Origin of the sequence: Anatilimnocola floriformis (genome assembly GCF_024256385.1) — a bacterium.
GTDB classification, from domain to species: Bacteria; Planctomycetota; Planctomycetia; order Pirellulales; family Pirellulaceae; genus Anatilimnocola; species Anatilimnocola floriformis.
Map to the genome: position 1 here is coordinate 4559417 of NZ_JAMLFW010000001.1, position 23018 is coordinate 4582434.

13 protein-coding genes and 1 tRNA gene are annotated in these 23018 nt (G+C 55.9%); 7 read left to right on the plus strand and 7 right to left on the minus strand.

Going from position 1 to position 23018, the window contains the following annotated elements:
- Positions 1-73 precede the first annotated feature (73 nt).
- The 3 genes from M9Q49_RS17740 to M9Q49_RS17750 all read right to left on the minus strand — a co-directional run bounded on the left by M9Q49_RS17740 (position 74) and on the right by M9Q49_RS17750 (position 3690).
- Positions 74-1948, minus strand: coding sequence for a methyl-accepting chemotaxis protein (locus M9Q49_RS17740; RefSeq protein WP_254510160.1), 1875 nt, complete (start codon positions 1946-1948; stop codon positions 74-76).
- 227 nt (positions 1949-2175) lie between these two features.
- The gene (locus tag M9Q49_RS17745) at positions 2176-2679 is read right to left on the minus strand and encodes a chemotaxis protein CheW (RefSeq protein WP_254510161.1); all 504 of its coding nucleotides are present in this window, start codon (positions 2677-2679) and stop codon (positions 2176-2178) included.
- Positions 2680-2889: 210 nt separating this feature from the next.
- The gene (locus M9Q49_RS17750; RefSeq protein WP_254510162.1) at positions 2890-3690 is read right to left on the minus strand and encodes a phosphoribosylformylglycinamidine synthase subunit PurQ; all 801 of its coding nucleotides are present in this window, start codon (positions 3688-3690) and stop codon (positions 2890-2892) included.
- Between the two features lie 181 nt (positions 3691-3871).
- Between M9Q49_RS17750 and M9Q49_RS17755 the strand changes: the two genes are divergently transcribed.
- Positions 3872-3945 (plus strand) — tRNA-Val (locus M9Q49_RS17755).
- Between the two features lie 559 nt (positions 3946-4504).
- Here the strand turns inward: M9Q49_RS17755 and M9Q49_RS17760 are convergent.
- Positions 4505-4960 carry a hypothetical protein gene (locus M9Q49_RS17760; RefSeq protein WP_254510163.1) on the minus strand — a complete coding sequence of 152 codons (456 nt, stop codon included), beginning with the start codon at positions 4958-4960 and terminating at the stop codon, positions 4505-4507.
- 159 nt (positions 4961-5119) lie between these two features.
- Between M9Q49_RS17760 and M9Q49_RS17765 the strand changes: the two genes are divergently transcribed.
- Positions 5120-6247, plus strand: coding sequence for a leucine-rich repeat domain-containing protein (locus tag M9Q49_RS17765; RefSeq protein WP_254510164.1), 1128 nt, complete (start codon positions 5120-5122; stop codon positions 6245-6247).
- Between the two features lie 236 nt (positions 6248-6483).
- Here M9Q49_RS17765 and M9Q49_RS17770 read toward each other — a convergent pair whose 3' ends face one another.
- The gene (locus M9Q49_RS17770) at positions 6484-11823 is read right to left on the minus strand and encodes a dockerin type I domain-containing protein (RefSeq protein WP_254510165.1); all 5340 of its coding nucleotides are present in this window, start codon (positions 11821-11823) and stop codon (positions 6484-6486) included.
- A gap of 159 nt (positions 11824-11982) precedes the next feature.
- Positions 11983-13467 (minus strand): protein adenylyltransferase SelO, encoded by a 1485-nt coding sequence (locus M9Q49_RS17775; protein ID WP_254510166.1) that lies wholly within the window; start codon positions 13465-13467, stop codon positions 11983-11985.
- Positions 13468-13581: 114 nt separating this feature from the next.
- Here M9Q49_RS17775 and M9Q49_RS17780 point away from each other — a divergent pair, with 114 nt between their 5' ends.
- On the plus strand, positions 13582-14154 hold the full coding sequence (locus tag M9Q49_RS17780) for a GNAT family N-acetyltransferase (protein WP_254510168.1): 573 nt from the start codon (positions 13582-13584) through the stop codon (positions 14152-14154).
- Positions 14154-14498 (plus strand): SdpI family protein, encoded by a 345-nt coding sequence (locus M9Q49_RS17785; protein WP_254510169.1) that lies wholly within the window; start codon positions 14154-14156, stop codon positions 14496-14498. Before M9Q49_RS17780 ends, M9Q49_RS17785 begins: the two co-directional genes overlap by 1 nt.
- Before the next feature lie 6 nt (positions 14499-14504).
- On the opposite strand, the gene M9Q49_RS17790 is transcribed toward M9Q49_RS17785, so the two are convergent.
- Complete coding sequence (locus M9Q49_RS17790; RefSeq protein ID WP_254510170.1) at positions 14505-15635, minus strand: YcjF family protein; 1131 nt, start codon at positions 15633-15635, stop codon at positions 14505-14507.
- 312 nt (positions 15636-15947) lie between these two features.
- Here M9Q49_RS17790 and M9Q49_RS17795 point away from each other — a divergent pair, with 312 nt between their 5' ends.
- From M9Q49_RS17795 to M9Q49_RS17805, 3 genes are read left to right on the plus strand one after another with little or no spacing between them, the layout of a single operon-like run.
- Positions 15948-17189 (plus strand): trypsin-like peptidase domain-containing protein, encoded by a 1242-nt coding sequence (locus tag M9Q49_RS17795; protein WP_254510171.1) that lies wholly within the window; start codon positions 15948-15950, stop codon positions 17187-17189.
- Between the two features lie 2 nt (positions 17190-17191).
- Positions 17192-18382, plus strand: coding sequence for a hypothetical protein (locus M9Q49_RS17800; protein WP_254510172.1), 1191 nt, complete (start codon positions 17192-17194; stop codon positions 18380-18382).
- On the plus strand, positions 18379-22989 hold the full coding sequence (locus M9Q49_RS17805) for a hypothetical protein (protein ID WP_254510173.1): 4611 nt from the start codon (positions 18379-18381) through the stop codon (positions 22987-22989). Before M9Q49_RS17800 ends, M9Q49_RS17805 begins: the two co-directional genes overlap by 4 nt.
- The last annotated feature ends 29 nt before the right edge of the window (positions 22990-23018 follow it).

Consider the following 23018-nt stretch of genomic DNA (forward strand, 5'->3'; position numbering starts at 1 on the left):
GACAGGCGGGTGGGATGGAGGAGGCGGGAAGATCCGCGGGCCAAATTGCCCGCGGAGTTAGTGGCAGACGGCCTTAGGCACGTTGCGTAACGGGCCGTTGAACCGAACCGGTCGAGCGACCGCGGGCCAATTCGACTTGAGGCTTGCTATACGACCGTTGTTCGGTCGCTTCCACTTGGAACCGGCCCACCAGGTCGCGCAGGGCAGCCGCTTGAGCGCCCAGCTGTTCGCTGCTCGAAGCCATTTCTTCGCTGCCAGCGGCCGATTGCTCGGTCACTCGCGAGACTTGCTGAATGGCGTTCGACACTTCGTTGGCGTTCTGGGCCTGTTCGACCGTCGCATCAGCGATCTCGCCGATCCGCTTGGCCGTTCCCTCGACACCTTGAATGATCTTGGTCAACGAGCCGCCGGTTTGCTCGCTGAGCTGAGCACCTTCTTCAACGCGTTGCGTCGATTCCTTGATCAGCTTCGAAATTTCCTTGGCCGCTTCGCTCGAGCGTTCGGCCAGCTTGCGAACTTCATCGGCCACCACCGCAAAGCCAAGGCCATGTTCGCCAGCTCGAGCCGCTTCGATGGCAGCGTTCAGGGCGAGCAGATTCGTTTGGCTGGCGATCTCCGAAATCACTTGAATGATTTCGCTGATCTGGCTCGACGAAGTCTTGATGCGGGCCATGGCATCGATCGACTTCTTCACGGCAGCGCCACCTTCTTCGGCCAGGCTGCTGGTTTCTTTGGCAACTTTATTGGCAGCGCCGGCGTTTTCTTTGACGGCTTCGATGCTGCGGGTGAGTTCTTCGATCGAAGCACTCATCTGTTCGACCGAGGCGCTCTGCGTTTGAGCACCTTGAGCGAGCGTCTGAGCACTCTCTGAAACGACCCGCGAGCCTTCGGTGAATTGGGCCGAGCCTTCGACGACTTGCGAGATCACATCACGCAGATCGGCGAGCATGCGACGCAAACCATTGGCGAGTTCGCCGATGGCGTCGTCACCGGTGACGGTCACTTCGCGAGTCAGATCGCCGGCAGCGGCGGCTTGAACGACGCCGAGGAGTTGATCGACCTTGTTACGCAGGTCTTCTTGCTGTTCCCGTTCGCGGCGTTGATTCTCGAGTGCGGCGGCGCGAGCGCGAACCGCATCGGTAATATTCGAAGCGTACTTGATGACCTTGTACGTCTTACCGCTCTTGTTGAGCAGCGAGCTGTAGCGCGCTTGAATCCAGACTTCGGCGCCGCCCTTGCCGAAGCGTTGGAATTCGCCTTCTTGCGATTCGCCGCGGCCGAGCTTGTTCCAGAATTCGCGATATTCGCCGGTCCGGCTGTATTGTTCGTCGACGAACATGCGGTGATGCTTGCCGCGGATTTCGCTCAGGTTGTAACCGACTGTCTTCAGGAAGTTTTCGTTGGCCGTGATGATCGTGCCATCGATTTCGAACTCGATGACGGCTTGAGCCGAGCTGATGGCGGCGATTTGATTTTCATAATCGAGGGCTTGCTCGCGGCGACGCATGTCTTCGGTGATGTCGCTGGCGTACTTGATCACTTTGTACGTTTCGCCGTTCGCGTCGATCAGCGCGCTGTAACGAGCTTGAATCCAGATTTCCTTGCCACCCTTGCCGAAGCGTTGGAACTCACCACTCTGCGATTCGCCACGGCCGAGGCGAGTCCAAAAGTTGCGATATTCGGGGCTGCGTGCATATTCCGCGTCGACAAACTTCTGGTGATGCTGGCCTTGGATTTCGGCCAGCGTGTAGCCCACGGTGTTCAAAAAGTTTTCGTTGGCCGTAATGATCGTGCCATCAGGCTGAAACTCGATCACGGCAAAGGCAGCGCCGATGGCGGCGAGCTGGGCTTGCGAGTCGAACAGCAGCGCCGAGTTGTCGGCAGCCGCAGTTTTGGTGGTTTTGGTAGCGGTCTTTTTGGCGGCAGGTTTCTTGGAATTGGCAGTCATGTGCAGGGCCTCGTAACTGGAAGGAAGTGTGCGTGCGGTAGTGCGAAAGGTTGGATAAAAGCGCAGGGGAATCGACACGCGCTCATCCAAGCGCGCAGTTTTGTTGCTGCGAGTACGCAGATTTCTGGCTGCGAAGACGCAGATTTTTGCCGCGAATACGCAGGGGTACTGCGAGTGCGCAGCAACAGGCGGGAAGCAAAGGCGGGAGTTGAAGGATCTCGGCAACGCTAGCGCGCCGCCGGCTCGCGATTGATGTCTTCGAGCACGATCTTTTCGATATCGAGCAGGATCAGCAGCCGATCCTTGAGCTTGGCCAGGCCCACGAGATACTCGCGGCCCAGCCCAGCCACTGTCGGTGGCGGCGGAGCGATTTGTTCCTGCGAAATTCGCAGGACTTCGCTGACTGCATCGACGATGACGCCGATGGTTTTGCCACCAACGTTGGCCACCATGATGCGAGTTTCGTCGGTCGGCTCGGTTTCCGGCAGACCAAAACGCAGCTTGAGATCGATGATTGGAATCACCGTGCTGCGAAGATTTATCAGACCTTTGACATAGATCGGCGTCTGCGGCATCCGGGTGATTTCACCAACCAGGATGATCTCGCGGACCTTCTTGATCTCAATGCCATACTCTTCGTCGGCCAGGCGGAAGCTGACGAGTTGCATCGTCCCTTCCGTCTCATTGCCTGATGGCGCGCGCGTCGGCGCGTCAACCGTTGCAATCGACATACTTACTGCCCCCAATAAGTTCGAATGTTGTGCGGGTTGCACTTACATATTTACGATGCAAATAGGCAGCACGCCGGCAAACACGGGGGGATTTGTCATTTTCGCGGTAATTGGCACGGCTTCGCCAGGCAGCAAAAAGAGTACTGCTGCCACAATTTGACAGAACACTGCCGGAGCATGCGGAATAACTATTCCGCGGCGCGCGACAGTTTACGCAAAATAACGAACGGCGTTTTCAAACACCGCCAAGCCATCGCCGCGTTCACGCTGTTCGCGCGTCCAGCGGGGATGATGTGTCGGATCGATGTGCCGTTCGGGATGCGGCATGAGGCCGAAGACGCGACCAGTATCGTCGCACAGACCGGCGACATTCAATTGCGCACCGTTGGGGTTCAACGGATAAGGAAGCAAACCGTTGCTGGCCAAGGCGACATTCGCCGCACTGCCGTCCTGCGGCAGATCGTAACGCAGCGCGAGTTGGCCGTTCGTTTCGAGCTGAGAGAGCGTGGCCGCATCGCGGGCGATGAACTTCCCTTCGGCGTGCGCGATCGGCAGGTACATCGATTCGATGCCTTGCAGAAAAACACCTTTGCTGCTGGCCGTGCGGAGCGAAACCCAGCGGTCTTCAAATTTGCCGCTGTCGTTGAGCGTGAGCGTGGCTTGCGGCTCATCGGCCCGATCGGGGAGGAGAATGCCCGATTTGATCAGAATCTGAAAGCCGTTGCAGATTCCAAGAATCAACTTCCCCGCCGCGCGAAATTCCTGCAGCGTGTCGCGCAGGTGATGCCGAATTTGATTGCCAAAAATGCGACCAGCCGAAAGATCGTCGCCGTAGCTAAAGCCACCCGGAATGCCCAGGATCTGAAAATCGGCGGCGAGCGATGGTTTTTCCAGCAGACGATTCAGATGAAAAACTTCTGGCCGCGCGCCGGCCGTTTGAAACGCAAAAGCGGTTTCCTGATCGCAATTGCTTCCCGGAGCCCGCAAAATCAATACACGCGGCGTGGCCATCGACCTTCCCTGCGCAAGAAGAGTGTTTCTGAGTGCAAAAACCTGAAGGATTTCCCAAGGTAACAGGGGCCAGGGGCCAGAGCATAGGGGCCAGGACGGTTGGATTCGCTCGACATCGCCACGCAATTTGCCCGCCCCTAGTCGCGCGCCAAATCATGTTGTAGATTAGACGTACCTCTTCGGGCGGCTAGCTCAGTTGGTTAGAGCACCATGCTCACACCGTGGGGGTCGCAGGTTCGAATCCTGTGCCGCCCACTCTGTTTTCTACTGCACTCTGTGCTGTAGAAAGCGCGCGACCCTGAATCAGGCTGCGAAGCGCTGATTTCAGAATGATTAAAAAGCGACTCCTTGTGGGTCGCTTTTTTTGTTCTTCAGTTCAGTGCATCCACCTTCACCGTGCTGCTGCACTTCATTTTGCGTCACTCGTGCGCCGGATTTTGCGTCACCCTTGGCTCCTCGCTGGTAGTGACCTCGGTGATTTGGAGGTAGTGCTTCGTCGCCACCAGCTGGGAGTTACCCGGCAGAGCTTGAGAAATGGTATCTCAGCAAGTGGTGGTCGATTCCTATCTCTATCGCATTCATCGGCCTGCCCGCCATCGTCGAATATGATTCAGCAGGTGTTGCAATGGCTGGGCATTTTGGAGAAAGCGGAATGAACTACATGATCAAGTTTGTCGGTGGGCCGCTTGACGGTACTTACGAGTTTCCGAACTTCTCGCCGAGGCACGTTCCCCATAGCAATCTGAACTGGCGGAATAGGGCGTCTTCATGGGGCATATTTTAGGCGGAATTGAGGTAAGCTGCGTACCTTTCCTCATGGCTGCGCAGTCTCCTTAACGCCAGGAGGTTTAGCTGGATAATCCTTCACGACTGGCTTGATCACCGTGCCGTCCATGAGCACCACAAGCCGCAGGTTATCCCGAGGACCGCTTGAGCCCCCCTTTTGAAACACGGCTTCATACTCGACCAGCCAAAACCATTTGCCCTCCACCGCCGCCGGTGTAAGGTTAGCCGACATGAGATACCATTTGGAATCTTCGTCGTCTTTTACAAGCGACTCTTTCAGGCCAGCTGCCAATGCAATCGCCTTCATAGCACTCAGCGGCGGGTTTTCATTCCCGGTTTTCCATTGCGGAGACCTTTCCAAAGCCTCAGTCGTCACCGAAACATCGTATTGTTTCGAGAAGGCATAGCTGTGGAACGTTCTTGCCTCGCAATGAGAAACGCCCCAGATAGCAAGCACTAGTGCGATCGCGAGTGTGCGCATCATCGGAACTCCTCCATTGATAACTTGGGTCGATTCAGCACGCACTGTTCGTGTTTAATTCGCCACCGCTATCCAGCGAAACTTTGCCAATCGCAGTTGCTAGTCAAGTATACTTCGACGAGAGGTCTACCTGCCAACCCACCGCGCGGCCAAGGATCCAAGATGAAGTGGCGCTTAAGCTATCTGCAGTTCAGCCTGCGTTCGTTTTTGATCGTCGCGATTCTTTTTGGCATGGTCCTGGCCTGGATCGGCAAAGTGCGGCATCGGGTCCAGCAGCGGCGTGTGGTAACCCAGCTTCAATCGCGTGGTGCCGGAGTCGGATATGACTACCAGGTTGCCAGCGGATGGGATTCCGCGAAGTGGTCTCCACCAGGCCCCAAAGTTCTGCGGATGTTGTTGGGAGACGATGCGTTTGCCGAGGTGGATACCGTTTGCCTCGTGGGGCGTCGGGGGTCCTACCCTTCTACTCCCGATGATCTTGCGTCCTTAGCCGCGTTCCCGCGGTTGCAAGTGCTGCACATCGGCGGGGCGTCGTTTGGCGACGGGAGCCTGGCCGAAATTGTCCGCCATAAGGAGCTGTTCCGACTTGGGTTCGAGAATACGAAGGTCACTGCCCGCGGGCTGCGCGACTTGCGACCGCTGGAACGGCTATCGGCGCTTGAACTTTGCGGGCGAGGAATTGACGATGAAGCGCTCGACGCTGTCAGCGAGCTGCAGCATCTGGAACGTCTGCAACTGTACCATACGAGCATTTCTTCGGGCGGCTGGGGAAAGCTCGCCGATCTCCGCACGTTGAAAAGCCTCGATATCTATCCAGGGAATGTGATCGGTGACAATGAGCTCGCTCACATCTCTCATCTGAGCCAATTGGAAGCGTTGCGACTCTTCCAAGGTGCCGTTTCGGATGACGGCGTGCGGCACCTCGCCGGCCTGACTCATTTGCGTGAATTACAATTGAATCGAACTCGAGTTAGCGATTACGGGATTGAGATGATCAGCCGTCTACCTCGACTCAAGCGATTGGAGTTGGATCACACCACGATTACCGACGCGGGCATCACGCACCTAGAGAAAGCTGTTAAAGTCGAGTGGTTGAGAGTGGACGGAACTCAGGTTACAGATGAGGGGATTGCAAAGCTCAAGTCGTTGCGCGGACTGAAGGAGCTTTGGGTAGGGCCGCATGTTACTAAGGGGGCGGCCGAAAGGCTGCAGCAGCAATTGCCGAAGTGCAACATCCGCGGCTGGGACTCTGCCGGGCTCGAGCGCTTCTCGTTGCTGAAGAAACCTTAGATTGCCGGCATTGCTCAGCAATACCGTAAAGGATGAGATCGAGGTCCGGAAGCAACAGCTAATAAAAAAAGCGACCCACAAGGAGTCGCTTTTTAGTCATTCTGAAATCAGCACTTCGCAGCCTGATTCAGGGTCGCGCACTTTCCACCGCACAGAATGCAGCGGAAAGTAGTGGGCGGCACAGGCTCAATTACAAACGACGCAACCGTAGACTGTGAAACGCTTTCCCACATTGGCTAAATGCCAAAACCATGGTCGAAGAGATTTCCGACAACCTTCGTCAGGGCTATTTGCTTAATGCGGAGCGTGTATTCAAGCTCGTAACTTCCCACGCCCCAGATCATCAGCAAATACTTGCCGGCTTTTGGTGCGGTGTAGGCAAAGGGAAGGCTTAGGTTATTCGACGAGCCGACCGGGCCATTGGGATGAGTCGGATCGAGCAACAGCCAACGGCCGGCGTTCGGCGATAACAGGGCAGTTGTCTCGACATAGACTCGCTCGTCGGCGTCCAGATCAATATTGAAGAGATTATATCCCGGCGAAGGCGACAGCTTGCCGCTGACGAGAGTATCCAGCTGAATGGGAGTCGCCAGCGCTGGGTCGGATATCAAGGCAGATGTGGTTAGCGGAGCACTCAGTGCTGATCCCTTCAGCGCCAAGTAATGTCGGCCCGTTTGCGTGAAGGTGGTAACCTGCGGTGCATTGGTCCCTCCGGAAATAGACGACGTGCCATCGGGCATTCGCAGGGAGAGGTTGCCGATAAAGCTAGGCGTTGCATACAACCGTTGATCGCCGACGGTGACATCCAAGGGCCAGATGAGCGTTTCGTATGACTGATCGAGCGTGACGGTGAACGGCGCACCGACGGTGATCGGCGGGAGATTTTCCGCATTGATCAGCCGAAATGAATAAGGCGTAGCGGAAAGTCCGCCCCTTAGTTCGAGGCGATAGTTCCCGCTAAACGGCAACGACAACCAGCCGTCCTGATTAATGCTCGATGTGACGACAACATTACCGGGGCCATACAACCGAGTTGAACCAGGGAACGTCGAACGTTCGAGTAGATCCAGATAAACCTGCTGTCCTGCATTGGCAGTAAATTCGACATTCGCCGCCAGGTTCTCTGGAATCGTGCCGTTGTACGTTTGATCCAGGCCGCTGCTGATCACCGGCGTTTGAACAATCGAGTTTACTTGAAAACTGTAATTGATTACGCCCGCTGGGGCGCGCAACGCGAGCAGATAGTCGCCGGTCTCCGTCAGGGTGACGGTTTGATCGCCAGTGGCAAAGGCAACGTCAAATACCTTTGTCCCTTGTGGACCGTAAAGTAGCCAGCGCGCGTTGGAGGTAGCGCCGCTCAAGGATTGCGAGTCGAAATTGAATCGCTGACCTGCTGTTGCCGCCAAGTGGAAGAAGCGTGCGTCGACGGCCGTCGTGTTGCCAGTGACAAGAGTACCGAGCGGCAGCTGGGTCTGAGCACTGGGATCAAGCAGATAGAACTGGTACGAGACAGGCGATGACGATGTCACCCGCACGCGATATGTTCCTGTTTCCGGCAACAGGTAGCTGTAATCTCCCGCGATGGCCAAGGTCGTATCGTCAGGTTTGATGAGCGTGATGGTCACGGTGCTATTTACCGGGTCGAGTTGAATCCGTTGACCGCGCGCACCGGTGAAGGTGTATTCATCAAGCTCAGTTTGGTCTTCGATTCGCCCCGACGCCAAAGAACCAATCGCGATGGGTAGAGTGTTGACATCGGGAGTGCGAATGCGAAGGTCGTAGTTAAAGGCAGTCGCCCCACCTTCAGCGACGAGGTAATGCACGCCAGCGTCACCCGCCGAGGCGCTAAAGTCGTTGTCGACAGTCGCGATCGTGAAGCCGCCGTTCTGGCCGTTGGGGCGATAAACCTGTAGCCGACTTTCAAAGCGCATCGCCGCTGTCGCGTTGCTGTCGATAAACAGTTTTTGAGACTCGCCGGCCTCGAACCGCCAGATGGCGGCCTGGCGGTCGCCGGCAATGCTGCCCGTAAAGTTGGTGTCGAGTTGCACAAGGGGCGCATTACGGACATCGACCACGCGGAAATGAAATGTGCCGACATTATCGGACAGAATCAACGCATAGCTGCCGGTTCGCGGCACTGCGTACATGAATTTTTTACCGGTGGTCAACGAACTAATGGCTGGTCTGAAGTCGCTCATTTCGCCAGTCGTCTGATCGATGATGCGAAACCGCGCTTCATTTCCTAGCGGATCCATTCCGTCAAAGTACAACAGCTGCCCTTCTTCGGCGGAGAAACTGAAGATCTTGTGTTCACCCTCACTGGCCAGCGTGACGGTTTGCGGCAAATCAAAGACCAGCGGTGTGGCTGGCGATGTCGAATTCAGCGGCGTGGCGACGAAGCTAAAGGTTTTCGTTGAGCTGCTTATATTCTTGAAATAGAGGTACTGTTCGCCTGTCTTGCGGATGTTAAGAACCAGCGGGGTGTTGGGACCAGAGTAATTGACAGGTACTCCTTCACCAAATCCAACTTGGACGGAGTTGTAGGGGAATGCCGAAACATAATCGACGAAAAACTTCTGTCCAGCTTGGGCTGGAAACCGGAAAAGTTTGCCCTCTTTCGCATTCAAGGTTACTGAGGCGGTCGTGCCAAAGGGAAAGATTTCCGCATGCTGCATCAGCTCTGTTTTTATCGTCAGCGGCGTAGATGCGCTCGTGAGTTGTTCGATCAGGATGTAATGTTGCTGCGAAGAAGTGAACTCCATGATCCAGCGGTCGTCATCGGTCGTGTAAGGAAAGTCGACTGCTTGTTCTCGGTAGACCCGCACCGTGGCATCGGGTTCTTGGTACGTTTCGCGTAGTGAATCGATCTGTAGGCGATCGCCGATCTCCGCATCTACACGGCGAGCCAAGGTGCGAAACCCAGTGAGCGTGCCGCTGATCGTATCTTCGGGGGAAAGCAGCGGAACCGTTGAGAGGTCGACAATCCGAATCGCATAGCCGCCGGCGGAACCGGGGTTGGTGAGTACGATCTGGTGATTGCCGGACTGCGTCAGAGTAATGATGTTCGAATCTTTGGTATTGGGCGACCTGGTCAACGAAGTTAACTGTCCATTCGGTTCGCGCAATTGCACTTCAACCGTGGTCGAGGCCATTGGATCGATTAGCCAATCGACAAAGATGGGCGTCCCTGCCGATGCCGTGAACGGAATGCTGGTCGACTGGCGAAAGCCCAGTGATCCTACGTACTCCAAGTCGAAACCGCTCGCCGTTACGCTGCCTGCCAGCGACAAACCAACCGTGTAACTATAGAGATGAGTCTCCGGGGTAGCGGCATTTCTGCTGATCCGCAGTAGTCCGTTGCCGGTTTCCGCCAATCCGTAGCTTAATGGGGCGGTCGGCGACAATAACTGGCCTGACGCCCCTGTCACATCGACCACGAAAACATCGGCATTGCCCGGCGTGAGTTTCAACCGTTGGCCAGCGACCATCGGAATGCGAAAAAAGTCGGGTTCTGCCGCAGAGACCGTGCCATTGAGCAACATTCCATTCGTCAACACAGGCAGGTTTTCGGCATCTAGCACGCGGAAGCTAATGGTGCCGGGCGCGGCCCCTTTCACAACCAGTTTCCAAGCGCCGGCCTGATCGAGCACGATCGGTTGCTCTTGAGGAACCGGCAGCACCTCGCCCAATGGATTCATCAAGGTGATCTCTTCGCCGTTCTGCAACAACGAATCGATGATGATCTGCTGATTGCGTGCACCGGTGAACGAATACTCGTGTCGCTCGGCAAAAGTGTTCATCGTGACTGTCAGCGTCGAACCCAGCGTCAGTGCGTGAGCGACAACGTCAGGCGTGCGAACGGCGAAATCATAATTGGTTATTGCCGTACTGTTATCTGGCGGAGAATGGATCAAGTAATACCGACCGCCGACAGGCAGCGTTAGTTCGTAGTCCCCCGCGACTAGATTCGCAAAGCCGATCGTCGTGCTGTCTGCACTCATCAGCTGCCATGTCCCAGTTCGTTCGCCGGGCGGCAGCAAATTGTCGATAACGATTCGACTGCCGGCCAAGCCTTCGATCGCGTAGACCTGCGGGCCCAATTGATAATCAAACACTCCCCAGCGTCGGTCGCCAGGTTGCAGCAACTCGACAGTTTCCAGGTTATGCACTGCAAAGGCAAAATCGCCCGGACCCTTCGCCGTCAGCTGCAGTTGATATTCTCCAGACAGCGGCGAATCGATCGGATAAAAAGGACCGGCCAAACTGGTCGGCGTACCGGCAATGACGACGTCAAACTTGTTGACGAGGCGAATCGTCGGCGCCGGAGTAGGAACCCGTATCGGCACCACAAGAAAATCTTCGTTGGCCTGCGCAGCAAATTTCGCGAAGTACTGCTCACTAGTGTCGGTCAGCGTGCCGCTGAAAATGCCGAACTTGGCCATGTCTGTGGTGACGGTACCGCGCGCCACAGCAAATAAATCCAATGGCTGATCTGCCGGCAATTCGAACTCGATCTTGAGCCACGGACTGGTCTCTTGTGGTGCTAACTGACCGCTCGTCGGCACGCCGGCAAAACTCCAATACACTTCGCCTCCTGCGGTACCAGAGGCGTTCGTAGAGGTGACTCCCGCAAGGCGTGGAAATGAGATGCTTGCCGGATTCAAGGTCGACGTCGACTTGTTCACCACACGTGCTTCCGCCGAGAACCGCCCGGTAGCTGCCTGGTAGGAGATGTTGGCCAGTTCAACATTCAGATCGGGAAGGACGATCAGCGAACTCGTATTGATCTCCGTACCCGGCGTTAGCGGCTGTGGACGATCGGGCCCAGGCGCTAGTGGCACACCGGTCACATCGAGCTTGTTGCTCCATGGAATTACCGTGACCCGCGTGCCGCTGTCGCTGTCTGGGTTTAACAATTGAAATCGGAGTTCCAGAGTGTCGGTTGCGTTGAACTGCGACAGATCCAACGTCAAGAAAGTTCCATCCCACTGCACCAGACCGGAATGCAACTCCGCCTCGGTTCCCGCCAAGGAAAATAGCGCGCCGCCACGCGTTCCGGAATTAATCAGCGTTTCGCCAGTGCGTGGATCGATCAGGTAAGCCAGAAATACATCCTCCGTGGCGGAGAATTGATCGCTGAGATCAAAGTGCGGCTCCACCTTGAATTGATACAATCGGTTCCCCGCTGTAACTCCCCCTGTAGTAATCGTGATTGAGTATTCCTGCAGCAACGCACCCGACTTCTCGATCAGCTGCGAGGTCGGATAAGCCTGCGCGGTATTGAGCAGGTTGATCACCGGAATTACATCGAATGCCGAAACTGTGCCGTTGCCGTTGAGATCCAAATAGGGCGAGTCGGCTGGCTTCGACAGCGGCAGCGCATGGACGCCGTTTTGATTCAATTCGTTGATGATGGCGATCGCATCAAAAGCCGTGACCATCCGATCATTATTAATATCCAACGAATCGACGGGATTGCGCCAGTCGGCGGCGAGAAGTTGTCGATCTTCAAGCGACTCTAAGAAAAGACGACGAAAGCGCGGTCGCGCTGGCAAGCGAGGGGTGGGAAATGGCATGGAGGATGAGGGGCATGAGAGAAAAGCAGACAGCCGGCAGGCCGGGGACTATTCTGCCATGCCAATAGCGGCCAAGCCACTACTAAATAAATGCAGGAAATATCACGATTCCCGCGGAAGAGGCAGCGTCACTGTGTGTCACCAGAGCCACTCCAAATCTCATGTGCCACAGAAGGTTTGATAATTACATTCGCTCTCTGGCGGCGGTTCTCGATACGGCGCGGACGCGGCCACTTCATCAAACGGGTGTTGCAGCACTTCCAGCAATCGTTGTAGTGGCAACAAATCGTCTGATTCCTCGGCGGCAGTCAGCGCCTCCTCGACTCGGTGATTGCGAGGAATGTAAGCCGGATTGACGCTCTGCATTGCCGCATAGATTGCGGCGCGTGGTTCGGTTTCACGACTCAAGCGTTCCTGCCATTGCGCATACAACTCTGCAAAAGCGGGCTCGGAGTAATTTTCGCCGGTGGGCATGACGCCCATCGAAAGATCGCGCCAGGTGTTGGTGTAGTCAGCGCCGGTTTGTTGCATCCAGTCGAGTAGCGATTGCAAGAGTTCTAGGTCATCTGCCTCCTGCGTCTGCAGGCCCAATTTGCGTCGCATGGCAGCGAGCCAGTGGCGCTCGAAAACGGCCGGAGACTCGCGCAGGATTTCTGTCGCAATGGCGATGGCCTGATCGGAGTCTGTAGCGAACAGCGGCAAGAGTGTTTCGGCAAAGCGGGCTAGGTTCCAGATGGCGATCTGGGGTTGATTGCCGTAGGCGTAACGGCCCGCATGATCGATCGAGCTAAAGACCGTGCCCGGATCGTAGGAGTTCATGAAGGCACACGGGCCGTAGTCAATCGTCTCGCCCGAGATGGCCATGTTGTCGGTGTTCATCACGCCGTGGATAAAACCGACGGCTTGCCATTTGGCGATGAGGGAGGCCTGGCGATCGATCACGGCTCGCAAAAACTCTCGGTACTTGTCGGGAGTGTTTGCAATCTCGGGGTAATGCCGCTGGATCGCGTAGTCGGCCAAGAGTTGCAGGCTCGCCTGGTCCCGCGTCGCGGCCACGTATTGAAAAGTTCCGACTCGAATGTGACTCGCGGCAACGCGAACCAGAATCGCGCCTTTGCGAACCAATTGGCGGTAGACTGGCTCACCGGTGGTGACGACCGCCAGGCTCTGCGTGGTGGGAATTCCGAGCGCGACCATGGCTTCGCTGATCACATATTCGCGCAGCATCGGCCCGAGCGCTGCTCGTCCGTCACCGCCGCGCGAGAACTTCGTTCGTCCGGCGCCTTTCAGTTGAATGTCAACCAAGTCACCGGCCGGCGTGCGATGTTCGCAGAGTAAAATGGCCCGGCCGTCGCCGAGCATCGTGAAGCCGCCGAACTGATGGCCGGCGTAGGCCTGCGCAATCGGCTGGAAGTTGCTGGGCAACTGGTTGCCTGCGAAGAGTGTCGCCAGCGTTTCTGGTGTGGCCCCAGCCAAGTTGAGCCCGAGGCGTTCGGCAAGCCGGTGGTTCAAAATGGAAACGTGCGGGTCTCTTACCGGCACTGGCCGACTCGCGGCAAAGAGAGTTGCCGGCAGCTGCGCATAGGTATGTTCAATCTGCCAACCGAGATCAGAATTCGCCGCAGGCGGGATCAACGTAGACATGTCACTCCTGTTTCACTAGTTCTCGAATTGTAGACGCTTACTCGAATCGAGAAGTTGCGGCTCAGCGCGTTTTTTGTTTCTGGCGGCTATAGTGTCTGTTCCAACGAGAGGCTGATGAAAGTGATGCTTGAATTGATGTCGCCCCGGTTGCGTCTGCGTCGGCTAAAACCCGACGATGCGCAGGCAATCTACGCGTACCGATCGCTGCCGGAGGTCGCTCGTTATCAGTCGTGGGGCTCGTATACGCTCGATGATGCTGCGCGACTGGTAGCCGATCAGCAAATCATCACGCCAGATACGCCTGGCACTTGGATCCAGCTGCTACTGACGAGCCAAGCGGATGAGCAGGCCGTCGTTGGAGACTGCGGGATTCACTTTCTCGCTGGCGATGGCCAGCAAGTTGAACTGGGGATCACGCTGTCGCCCCGTTACCAAGGCCAAGGCCTGGCAGCCGAGGCAATCGCGAGCGTGCTGCAATACGTCTTCGGTGTCTTGGGCAAGCATCGCGCTCATGCAGTGACGGACGCTGAGAATCAAGCCGCAGCGGGCCTGTTTCGGCGTCTGGGTTTTCGGCAGGAGGCGCACTTCATTGAGAACGTTTGGTACAAGGGAGCGTGGGGGAGCGAGTTTGTGTTTGCGCTGCTACGGCGCGAGTGGCAAGCAAGACTGCCGTCGAGAAAAAACTAATGGACCCAGTCGCGATTATCGTCGGCGCGAGTTGGTCGCTCGCGGGGCTGTTGTGCATCGGCCTCGCCATTCCGCTCGTTTACAAACGGGTGCCGCGGAATGCGTTTTACGGGGTTCGTTTTCCCGAATCTTTTCAATCAGACGAAGCGTGGTTTGCCATCAATCGATACGGCGGGAAACGGCTGATCATCTGGTCAATCCCGACCATTTCCAGCGGAATCGTCTCGTTCTTTCTGCCACTCCAAGCTAACCCGAGCCTTGCGCTGGCACTCGCCTTTCTGCCGCTCGTCTTTGTGTTGATCCCGGCTTGGGAATCGTGGCGGTTTGCCCGGCAGTATCGGTAGCAGGCATCACTGAGCAGCGGTCGATTTGCCTCCCAAACGCTTGCGGAGTTCTTCCAAAACCTCTTGCTGCGTCGGCGGTTCGCCTAGGTGTTTGGCGAAGAGTGCATCGAGCGCGGCGATGTAGGCTTCGCCGAAGGCGCTGGTGACTGCGGCAGCAGTCGTTGCTGAGATGGCTCCGCCGACCACCGACCCTACGCCCGGAATCAGCTTCAGTAAACCACCGACAATCGCGCGGCCGGTGAGCGTGGCTGCCGTGCCACCCACCATGCTGGCCACCAACGTGCTGAGAAAGCCATCCGAAAACGCTAGGCCGTAGGTCGCCGTGATGCCGGCTACCATGGCGATTTGCACGGGCACGAGCATGGCCGCATCGGCAAACGGTACGGGCATGGCGCCGACTCCGGCCGCCGAAGAGGCCGTGGTGGCCACGATCAGATGAGAGCGCTGCCGCTTAAGCGCCAGGTCGGCTTTTTGAGCGGCGACAAACGCCCGCTTTTGCCCCTCGGGAAACAATTCCATGGTGAGTTGAACGAGCTCCACGAGTCCCATCGGCGCCAACGTGTGGCCGTCGTCAAATTGCGCCGCGATGGAGCGAGTGCGAACGACGTTTTTGGCCGCGGGCAGCAATCGCTGCACCTCGGCGCGAAAGCCTTGATCTGCCCGTGCCTTGGTGATAACAGCAATCACCGGCATGAACTCGGCGAGCATCGACGCCAGGTCCGTCTCTGCTTGCTCGACGCGGCGCAGATCTTCGACGATGCAGATCCAGGCGACGTGAATCTGCTTTTTCTCATCGCGATCTCGGTGGCGTTCGACAAGAAATGCCTTGAGCGACTTGGTGCTCGAGAAGTCCGCCAACTCCAAACCACGTGTATCAAAAATCGACAGCGGAATGCCTTCTTTGGTGATCTCCCGCGTGTCCTGAGTAACGGGTCTGCCTTGGCCCGTGGTAGCCAGATTGCCCTGAAAAACGCTGTTGATCAGCGTGCTCTTGCCGACGCCAGTTCGGCCGGCGATGAGCACGTTGGCATGCCCTCGCTCACGCAGCGCTTCCTCGAGCGCGTTCTTGGCGAGTCCACCAAAATTGATCATGTCCATCGTCGGCACCAGCGAAATGAGATTGAAGCCAGCGTTCATTACACTCGCTCGCTGCGCAAAAAGCACCCCCGTTGATTTCGCAGCTCGGAGTACGTGCGGCTGGTGGATCTCGCTGCGAGGCTTGCTGTAGAAGCTGAATAAAGCGGCAAGCTGCTTCAATAAGTCGTCCGCGCCGCGTAGGTGCCAGAATCGCAGTACACAATGAATCATTACGATCCAAAACCGCAGTAAATAAATGCAAGGTGCTGCGCAAGATGATATTAATTTATTAAACAGCGCACGATTGTGACAAATCCTGTCACCGCCAGGCCGCTAAACCTTTGAGCTTCTAATACTGCTAGCAATTTTTGCTTGATCTTACTGGTCGTGAAGGGCTATCTTTACCACCTGAGTGAATGGGGCCTCCTATTCACCGCACAATTGCACGCCCCGGCTACGTGTGTTTCTCAGGAGTTTTTGGAAGTGATGTTCGGCGCCGATTTCAAGGCAATTCGTGAGGCAATCGTTCAGGGATACGATGAAGACGAACTCAAAATCGTCCTTCGTGATCTGATGGATTTGCGTTTTGCCAATATCGTGGGTGCAGGGAATTTTTCTACCAAAGTATTCGAGTTGCTCGAATGGTCTGAGCGCGAAGGCCGCGAAGTCGAATTGGTTCGCGCGACAGCTCTGGCAAGACCGCGCAACCCAAAGCTCCAGGCGGTCTATCAGAAATACGGGATGGCGATTCCGGTTTACGTTGAGCGGGCGGGAGCGACCGTGCTCGATAGCCCTACCGATGCCACGCAAGTCGGGCTGGAACGAACCGTTCGCGACCATCTTACTTTCGCCGACTTCGGGCTCTGGCGAGAACGGATGATGGCCGTGGAAGGACGAGTTTGCCAAATCGCCTTTCGTGGGGCTGCTGCGGGAACCGGTTTCTTGGTAGGCCCGCAAGCTGTTTTGACCAACTATCACGTGATGCAGCCTCTGCTCCAAGAACCGGGCAGAGTCGCGGACGTGGAGTGTGTCTTTGATTTCAAAATCTTGGCCAACGGCGATCGCTTGCGCACTCCCGTCAAGCTACATCCAACCGAATGGTCCCTTGATTCGAGCCCATTTTCCGCCGGCGAGGCTGTCGGCAAGCCCGACCAGACCTTGCCGACCACCGATGAGTTGGACTATGCCTTGGTCAAACTTGCACAGCCGTTCGGAACAATGCCCTGGGCGGCAAATCCGGGTCCAGGCGCGCCTCAGCGAGGCTGGATCGAAGTTTCGCCCAACCCGATCATTTTCAAATCGCCGATGGGTGTGATCATTGCTCAGCATCCCAATGGCTGGCCCATGAAGCTGGGCATCGACACAAACTCCGTGGATCAAACAGCCAATCCCCCGCTCTGGGTCAATGCCAACAGAACTCGGATTCGTTATGCGACGAATACCGAAGGGGGCTCAAGTGGATCACCAGTCTTTGACCTGGATTGGAATCTGATCGCCCTGCATCACTACGGAGATCCCCATTACGCCCATCCCCGCTTCAACCAGGGTATCCCTATCGATTCCATCCGCCAACGAATGGCGGAGTCGGGCGCAGACAAATACTTGGGAGAGTAGTTATGAGTCTAGTTGCAATTGCCAGTCCAAGTCCTAATGAATTCAGCGGTGCTCAACTCAAATCGTTGCGCGAGCTGGTATCCATTAAGACTAACAGCGACGAATTAAGCGTTTTGGTACGAGAAGAGCTTGATACTCGGCTGGACCTGCTCGCCAGCGTGGATAAGAAATTTGACGTTGTCGTGTTCCAGATGATTCAAAGCTTGGAGCGAGACGACAAGTTGGTCAGATTCATCGAAGTCCTCTCCGTACGCAAGCCACATCTGCAGGCTTGTCTGACCGCAATCCTTGCCGGCGACAGCATCCAGCCACCAGCCGCTTACGATATACGTCGCCTGGAAGATTTGCGCAAAGAGTTTGAGAATCGCCGCGAGAACTTCAAGCACTTGAAAGCCTACAAGAAGCTGCATGATACGCTGCATGCCGTTAGTGGCGTCATGCCTCAGGTAAAGATTGAGCATAAGTCGCGCGTAACAGACCAAATGCCGATTTCTGACGTAATCGTTGACACACTGGAAGACTGGAAAGATGACATCGAAAAATCCTGGAGCAGGACCGAAGATCCTGATCCGCCACCAGGCTGGGTAACCAAATTTCAGACTGCAATCGACCAATTCCTCGGTAACGATCCCAGCAAACACGTGAAGGCGTTGGATGGTATCGAAAACATCCCTCAACAGCAGCTCCGCTCGCTCAACGAGAAGCTGGTGTCGTGCGCGACCAAACTAGAAGCCCAAAAACTGGTCGGCATGATCGATGCCATGCCGACACAAAGCCTCGGATTGACCGGCGAGGTGGCGAGATTTCGAAATCCTTGCGACCGGCTCGTCGCGCTGGTTAGCGACCACAAGTTGTGCCAGAGAATCAACGACGAACTGCAGTCGGCCGCTGCAGCAGCAGCCAGGTTGTCTCTGTACTCAGTGGAGGAGATCGACGATTGGCCCGAGATGCAAAGGTGCCTGCAAAGGTGGGCTGGGCAAAGCGCTTTAAAAGAGGTGGTGCGTACGCAAGGAGCCGCGGACCAATTTAAGAGCTCTCCCTCGGCTGCCACATTCAGGAGCCTGATCGAAAAGTTTTCGAAGCTGTTCAAAAAGACAGACGAGAAATTGCTCTCCCTTACGGAAGACCTGTTTGACGCCTCTCACGAATTGCACGCTTCTCTCGAGAAAAAACTGAAGGAGGCAACAAGATGAGTGCTGCGACCAAGAACGCAAACCAAGCAGAAGATCAAGCCGAAACGGGATTTACCTCACTGGCGGCGCTACAGTATGAGCATGCGCAGATTCAGGCAGAAATCCGCAAGAAACGTGACGAAGGCCAGCCTGCGGATGGTCACCAGCGAACCATCGAAGAAGTGATTGCCCTTGATGCGGCAATCGCCTCCCGATTAAATCAACTCGTTCACAAGGCAGTTCTCACAGGCGTCAAGCTCGATCATCCTGATGATCGACAATCCGCCCAGGGGATTATTAATTGCTGGATTTCACGAGCAGTTCCCGCGGCCAGCACGAGCGCGACCGCCGACAATCTTATTGCCGAACCAGAATTCGATTCGCTCCTGGCAGATTTTGATCCAACCACGCTATCTGAGGCCACGGCAGCTGTCGATCGTTGGTTGGAGAGCAATGACGCCGCCGAGGCGCTCGCGCGGACAATCGTTCTGCGTTTGATGCGGCTGCGTGACGACGACAAGTTCGAGCCTGTTTCAGCCACAACTTCGATCTATGACGATCTGGGGCCGCCCGAAGCCGCCCGCGAAGTTGTGAACAAGCTTGCCAAGCTGGGCATCGTTCGCTTCACGGCAGATGACGCGGGTCGCCGAGCGATCGCGCTCTGTTCATTTGATTTGCTTCACAGTTGGCCCCGCTTGCAGAAGTGGCAGGCCGAACGACGTGAATTTCGTTCTTTGGCGAATGCCTGGTCGCGAACTGCCGAGCAGGGGACCGCGGTCACCCAAACCTCGTACGCTCGCTTCAATAGTGCCTGTGAAAGAGCCACGCTCCGCATCGGCGACTGGCTCATGCAATGTGCGCTGAAGGTGTTCGTGCCACTGGGACTGTGGAGTCCCAGCAAAGATATTTTTGACGACAATCGCTATGAGGAAGCTGAGACGTATCGCGACATGAATGCGATCGAACTCAAGCTGGTCTATCAAAAGCGGCAACTCGATCGGCAAGAACTGGAAAGTCGCCAGGCTCGGGCCACCGTCTTTGCATTCGCGATGATCGTTTCGCTGGTACTGCTCGTCGTTGCGCTCTATTTACTGGGCGTGGTAAATAACGCACGCGGAATTGCCGTTGAGCAAAAAGCAATAGCCGATACACAAACAGCTGCTGCCCTTAAAGCGAAAGAAAATGTCGAAGAGGAAAAAGAGAAAGCAGAAACTGCACGCAAACAGTCGGAGCTAACCGTTGCCTCGTTACAATTCGAGAAGAGCGCGGAGTTGCCGCTGACCAATCAGGACCGCTCCGGCTCGCTTCTCTTCCAGACAGTGGCGCTGGCCAGTTTCGATGAGACCGCAATGGGGCGCGACCCAATTCAGGCCGAGCGAAACCAGCTGCGTAAAAGCTATCTCCTAGGCGTGGGAATAAACCATCGCCAAATTTCTGCTTTATCGGCGCTAGCGTATCACCCCGATGGCGACCCTCGTACCGTAGCCGCCAGTTCACTCAATGGAGAGGTGGCGTTGACGGTGGGAGCTGAGGAGTCGAGCGAAAAAAGCGACTGCAAGCTGGTTGCTCGAATTTGGCGGCGTGTCGCTGATGGCACGTGGCAACCTGAAGAATTGACACAGCCTCTGGACAAGAAGCCGGTAAAGTTGTCCGCCTACCTTAATTTCGATGGTCGGGTTGGCGCCGTTGTTGTGCAGTGGGATGAGCGAGTCGAACTCTATTCCTTGATCATCCCAACTGATCAAGGCAGCTTCCAAATCGATCGTGCTCCGGAAAAATTTACCGGCGACGGAAAACTCGGCGACGCGAAGTTCAGTCCCGAGGGAAACTATTTCGGGATTGTGATGAACAATACCGAGAATGTTGACGGCAGCAAATCAATATCGAAGTTAAAGTCCAAGACGACTAGAAATATCGTCACGGTTTGGAATGTGAAGGCGTCGAAGTGGGAGACGTGTGGGCCCGAGGATGGAGCCGTTGCCTGCATCGCCTTGAGTGACGAGCCGGCGCGCGTGGCAGTCGTATTGGGCTCAGAGACGCAGACCAAGACCGTTTGTCTGGAATGGACAATCGGCGGCGCTCTCGCCCCCAGTCGTTACGATGTGGAAACTTTGCTGTCGGATCGACCATCGACCACCGACAATCGCGAAGTAACGTTTGCCACGTATGGTCCGAAGAGTAGCCACCTGCTTTTTGTAGCCCGCACACAGCGTGGTCAGACCGCAAACTGTGCCTGGATTTTTAACACTGATAAACACACCAACGTTGCCTTGAGTGATTCGTTCGGCGGGGCAGAATCCAGTCGAATCACTCATGCCGCATTCAACCCTTGGGGTAACCGGCTGGCAACTGGTGGCGACGATGGGAAGGTCACCCTCTGGAAAGTGCAGGGGGAATCAGACTGTTGGGTACCGTACTACCGGCGCCCGGCACACAGCGAGCAAGTTTTCTATACCAGTTTTAGTTCCGACGGCAACCAGTTGGTCACGGCTAGCCGCGATCGAACCGCGTTGGTCCACAACGCTCTTTCCGGCGAATTGCTGTATTCGCCAATTCGGCATAGCGGCAGCGTGACAGGAGCGGTTTTCGCTGCCGATGGGCGCGAGGTCGTCACCGTCAGTACCAGCGCGGTATATCGTTGGGTACTTCCCGCCCTGGAATCGCGGCCGCAGTCCTTCGGCATACCGGTGTCTGGAGGCATTGCCAAGATCGTTACTTGCGATGCACTCGATTCAAGCGCTAGTCATTTTGTCTTGGGAGGCAGCGAGGGAAACGAAAAGGGATGGCTTGGCATTTGGAATTTCGAGTCGGCCGGGGCGCAGAAGGATTTGCATTTTGCGTCGCCGGTGCAACATATCTCGATTGCTCCTCAACACTCCCTGATCTGCGCGACAATGCGCAGCGGCGCCATCACAGTTCTAAACAGAGAAGCTGAGATCAAATGGGAGCAGCCTACCTGCGAGCAGGCCGCCGTCTTCACCGCCTTCGCAAAACGAGGCAATGACCTTTATTTGGCAGTGCTCGAGCGGGAATTTCAGAATGTCACCGCCGGCGTTAGCTCGTTGCGCGTCTTTCTCATCGATCCGATTTCAGGAAAGGGTAAGTTGACGGAGCTTGAGTTTGAAACGTGCGCAGCTTCTCTCAGCGGCCTGGTAGTCAGTCCAATGGGTGATTACGTCGCGGGATACTCTTCGGGTATCGGCCCCGGCTGGGCCGCCGTCTGGGATTTGAGTACGGGCAAATGCGAACGATTGTTGCGGGATCGCGGATCGGCTCATCGCGAACCAATTCTTCACGCCAAATTCAGCGCCACCGGACTGCAACTCGTCACGACCAGCAGCGACGATTCGACAATTATCTGGGAGCGAAAGGAAGGCAACTGGACACCTTACTTGTTCGAGAACCAGGAAGGTGACCAGATTATCAACCACACGGCGGATGTCTTAGCCGCCGACTTCGCTACGAAGGGCGAGCGTGTGGTCACTGCCAGCAGTGATGGCAGAGCCATTGTGTGGGAGTGGAACAACCGTTACGAGCCAATCATTCAACTCAAGCCGGAATCCAGCCAGCAAGGAGTTACGAAAGTCGAGTTTATCGATGAGTCAACCATCCTTACCCTCACCGCGGACGGGACTTTGTGGCTCTGGTATGTGGATTTGGATCGCCGCAAGAGCCACCTCATCGGCACGCACAAACATCCTCAAAGCGTTCGTCACTTTTGTCGCACGAAAAATACAGGAGGCACAGGAGTATTTTCCGTAGGTTGGAATCAAATAGCGCAGCTTCCGGTCGCCCACCAACTGTGGCTAGGCGTCATCATGACTACGGAGTGGCGGCTGGAACCGTTCGACGAAAAATCGATGTCGGTGGACGATGTAAGTGCGCTGGCGAAAATTGCTGCTGCGCGCGAGATATTTCAAAAACAGGATCCACTTCGAGCCAATCCTTTATCGCTAGTTGGCGTCAATTCGCTGTGGCAAAAGAATCGCAATTCGGCCAGTGGGAGCCCTGCTTCCGAAGAATTAATCAGTTGGCACCTTAGCGAAGCAACAGCATGTGAATGTGCAATTCCGCCGGATTGGCGCGGCGCCAGGTGGCACTGGAACAAAGTGATCGATCTCGCTGCCGCTCACAACTCGAAAGCAGACTTCTTCGCTCGCCGGGCATTGGTTCACAGCGAACTTCAAAGCTGGGATGAATCAAATCGCGACTTCGCCCTGGCGGAAAAAGCCACTGCTGCGGTGCGCAACCCAAGCTATTTGAACACCTACGGAACCACGCTCTACCGCGCCAACAAATTCGATGAAGCGATAAAGCAATTGGAAAGTGCCACTAAACTGCGACAGCAGCTATATCTCGATTCAGATAGCAAGACCTATGGCGACGTACTCGACTTGCTGTTTATTGCGATGGCAAATCATCGTCTCTGGCGAGACAAGTCGTCTCAAGCAAACCGGGACGCATCTTTGACGGCTCTCGAGTCGGCAATTTCCAAGATCAAACAATACGAAACTACTCCGAAAAACGACCAATCCGGAGTTGCCTTCATGGGACCATTCTGGAATCGGCTGGAGATTGATATCATCCGGCGAGAGGCAGAAAACTTGATCTCGCCAACTCAAGAGTGAACGGGGGTGCGTCGCCTATTTGTGGCCTG